The organism is Deferrisoma sp. (assembly GCF_054681715.1).
Genome location: NZ_BAAHFQ010000245.1, coordinates 1 through 3,175 on the forward strand (window position 1 = coordinate 1; position 3,175 = coordinate 3,175).

Sequence of the window (3,175 nt, forward strand, 5' to 3'; positions counted from 1 at the left end):
ATCCGCGGCGGCCGCCGCCGGTGTCGCCGGTTCCTCCACCCCCTCGTCCCAGTCGGCCCGGTGGGGCGGGGTTTGGCCGGGCTCCTCCCAGCCGGTGGCGCCTTCCTCGTAGGCCTCGGGCGTCTCGGGGAAAGTGGCGGCCGCAGCGGCGGCCGGCTCCTCCGGCACCTCGTCGGAGAGGGGTTCTTCCGGGAGGGCGGCGGCCTCTTCGGGGGGCGGCGCGCCCGCACCCGGCGCACTCCCGAGGGGCTCGCCGGGTTCCTCCGGGGCCCCCGGTTCGCCGGCGGGGGGGGCCTCCTCCTCAGGGGCGGCCCAGGGGCCCTCCCCCAGGTCGAGGTCCTCCCCCGCGGGCTCGGCGGCGGGAGCCTCGGCGGGCTCGTCCGCGATCGAGGCGAGGAGGTCGCCGATGTCCTCGTCGTCCCCCTCGACGGGGGCGGCCGCGGGTTCCGCGGGCTCCTCGCCGATCGAGGCCAGGAGATCCCCGATCTCGTCCTCCGCCTCGCCCGCCCCGGCCGGGGCAGCCGCTTCGAGGTCCACCGGCTGTCCGGCGTCCTCCCCGTGGCCCAGATCGGCCTCGAACGACAGGAGGTCGTCGAGGCCCAGTTCCGGCTCCTCCTCCCCGGGCGGCGGCACCTCGATCGGCTCCAGGTCCTCCAGGAGCTCGAACTCCGAGAGGTCGTCCTCGTCCGAGAGGTCGATGATCTCCACCTCATCGCCCGCCGGAGCCGGAGCGGCCCCGGCCGGACGCTTCTCGTCGGCCTCGGCCGTGAGGTCCAGTTCCAGGTTGTCCATGCCGAAGCTTTGCATTTCCACGGCCTCCTGGAGTGCCCCGAGGAGTTCCTCGGAGGAGAAGGGTTTCGCGAGGATCGCGATGGCGCCGGCGGCCTTGGCCGCGGCCGGGGCCACCCGGGCCCCCATCAGCACCACGGGCGCCCGGGCCGCTGCCGGGTGCTCTCGCAGCCTGCGACACAGGCCCAAGCCGTCACCTTCGCCCAGATCGGCGTCGCACAGGACCACGTCGGGGGAGGCCTCGCCGAGCGCGGCCAAGGCTTCTTCCTCCCCCGCCGCCTCGACCACGTCCCACGGTTCCCCCGCCAGGGCCAGGCGCACGGCCTCCCGGATCGTGGGGCTGTCGTCCACCACCAGCACGGTCTTGGGCATGACGTCTCCCTTGGCGGTTCTCCCTACGTTTCGGCCGTCTTACGAAAAACTGAAGCGAAGTCGGTCACCGGTCTCCGGCGCTCGGTGCGCCGGCGGGGCGAGGGGAGCCCGAGCCGGCCGTCGACCGGGCCGCCGTCCCTAAATCACCTTCCAGGGCTGGGGCATGAAGATCCGCTCGTAGAGCAGGATCGCGTACCGGTCGGTCATGCCCGCGACGAAGTCGGCCGCGAGGTCCTCGATTTTCTCCCCGGGGATCGGCTGGGCCAGGGTCTCCAGGAACCAGTCGGGGTTCGCCACGAAGTGGCCGTAGAGCTCCTCCAGGATCTTTTTCGCCTTGACGAAATCGCCGTGGACCGTCGGGTTTTCATACACCCGCTCGTACAGGAACTCCCGCAGCTCCAAGGCCGCGGCGTGGACCTCCTCGCCCAGGGCGATGGCCTCCCAGCCGCGCCGCATGGTCTCGGCCACGGCGTCCCGGACCATCCGGTCGATCCGCTGCCCGTGGGTCTCCCCCAGCACGGCCCGCACCCGGGCCGGAATCTCCTCGCGGCGGATCACCCCGGCCCGCAGGGCGTCGTCCACGTCGTGGTTGAGGTAGGCGATGAGGTCGGCCACCCGCACCACCTGGGCCTCCAGGCTCACCCCCGTGGCCAGGATCTCCCCGCGACCCTTGGAATGGTGGAGGATGCCCTCGCGCACCTCGTGGGTGAGGTTGAGCCCCCGGCCGCCCCGTTCCAGCAGATCGACGACCCGCAGGCTCTGGACGGCGTGGTGGAACCCCCCGGGCCGGAGTTCCCGGAGCACGGTTTCCCCGGCGTGGCCGAAGGGGGTGTGCCCGAGGTCGTGGCCCAGGGCGATGGCCTCGACCAGCGCCTCGTTGAGCCGCAAGGCCCGGGCGATCGTGCGGGCGATCTGGCTCACCTCGAGGGTGTGGGTGAGCCGGGTGCGGTAGTGGTCGCCCGCCGGGGCCAGGAACACCTGGGTCTTGTGCTTGAGCCGGCGGAAGGCCTTGGAGTGGAGGATCCGGTCCCGGTCGTGCTGGAAGCAGGGCCGGATGTCGCAGGGTTCCTCGGGCCGCGCCCGCCCCCGCGAACGGGCCGACCGGGCCGCCCGCGGATGGAGCTCCCGGTCCTCCGCCGCCTCCAACATCTCGCGCACGCAACCGTCCACGCCGTCCCTCCTCGCCCCCGCCAGGGTAGCGCAAGCGACGGCCGGGGGCCAAGGACTGGCGGCGGGGCCTGGGGGCAAGGTAAGGTTCGGTGGGGGTCGTGCCGATCCGTGCCGAGACGGGGCGGGTGCGGCCCCCAAGGAGACCCCAATGGCGAAACGCGCAACGATCGGATGCCTCCTCCTGTGCGCGGGAATGCTCGCCGGCTTGGCCGGGGAGGGATGGGCCGCCCGGTGCGGCACGGGGGTGAGGGACCGCGGCCCCCAGGTGCGGTTTGCGCCGCTTCCTCGGCGGGCCGCGCTGCGGGAGGTTGCCCCGGTCGACACGGCTGGGGCCCATGTGTTGACCACGGAGCATTTCCGGGTCTTGTGGGGCGACGGCTACGACGCGAGTGACACAGACTGGGGCGATAGCAACGGTGACGGCAAGCCCGACTGGGTCGGCGAGTGGGCCGATGCCCTGGAAGACGCCTACGACACCCTGGTGGGGCTGGGGTTCCCGGCACCCTACGGCTCCGACCGCTACTACATCGACGTGTACGTGGGGAACACGGGGGTGGTGGTCGAGGGAACCCCGGTGCTTTTGGATTCCTCGTACTATGCCTACACCGAAATCGACACCGATTTCGGTGTGGCTTACATGGTGGTGAACGACGACTTCTCCGCCCACACCCATGATGAGGCGGCCGTCCTGCGGGCCACCGCAGCCCACGAGCTGTTCCACGCCGTCCAGCGGTCCCTGGGGTACCCGTGGGACGACGAGGCGGCGGTGCCGGATTCGCGCTGGCGGAAGGAGGGGTGGTGGTTCGAGGCCACGGCCACCTGGATGGAGGAGGTCGTCACCCCG

General features: G+C 72.3%; 3 protein-coding genes. 1 reads left to right on the forward strand and 2 read right to left on the reverse strand.

Features of this window, described 5'->3' with window-relative positions:
• Both ACY0I8_RS17265 and ACY0I8_RS17270 read right to left on the reverse strand, forming a co-directional pair.
• The coding region (locus ACY0I8_RS17265) for a response regulator (RefSeq protein ID WP_461395738.1) at positions 1-1,161 on the reverse strand (1,161 nt) is incomplete at its 3' end.
• Positions 1,162-1,299: 138 nt separating this feature from the next.
• Complete coding sequence (locus ACY0I8_RS17270) at positions 1,300-2,310, reverse strand: deoxyguanosinetriphosphate triphosphohydrolase family protein (RefSeq protein WP_459941475.1); 1,011 nt, start codon at positions 2,308-2,310, stop codon at positions 1,300-1,302.
• A 169-nt stretch (positions 2,311-2,479) separates the two neighbouring features.
• On the opposite strand from ACY0I8_RS17270, the gene ACY0I8_RS17275 reads away from it, so the two are divergent.
• The coding region (locus ACY0I8_RS17275) for a hypothetical protein (protein ID WP_461395739.1) at positions 2,480-3,175 on the forward strand (696 nt) is incomplete at its 3' end.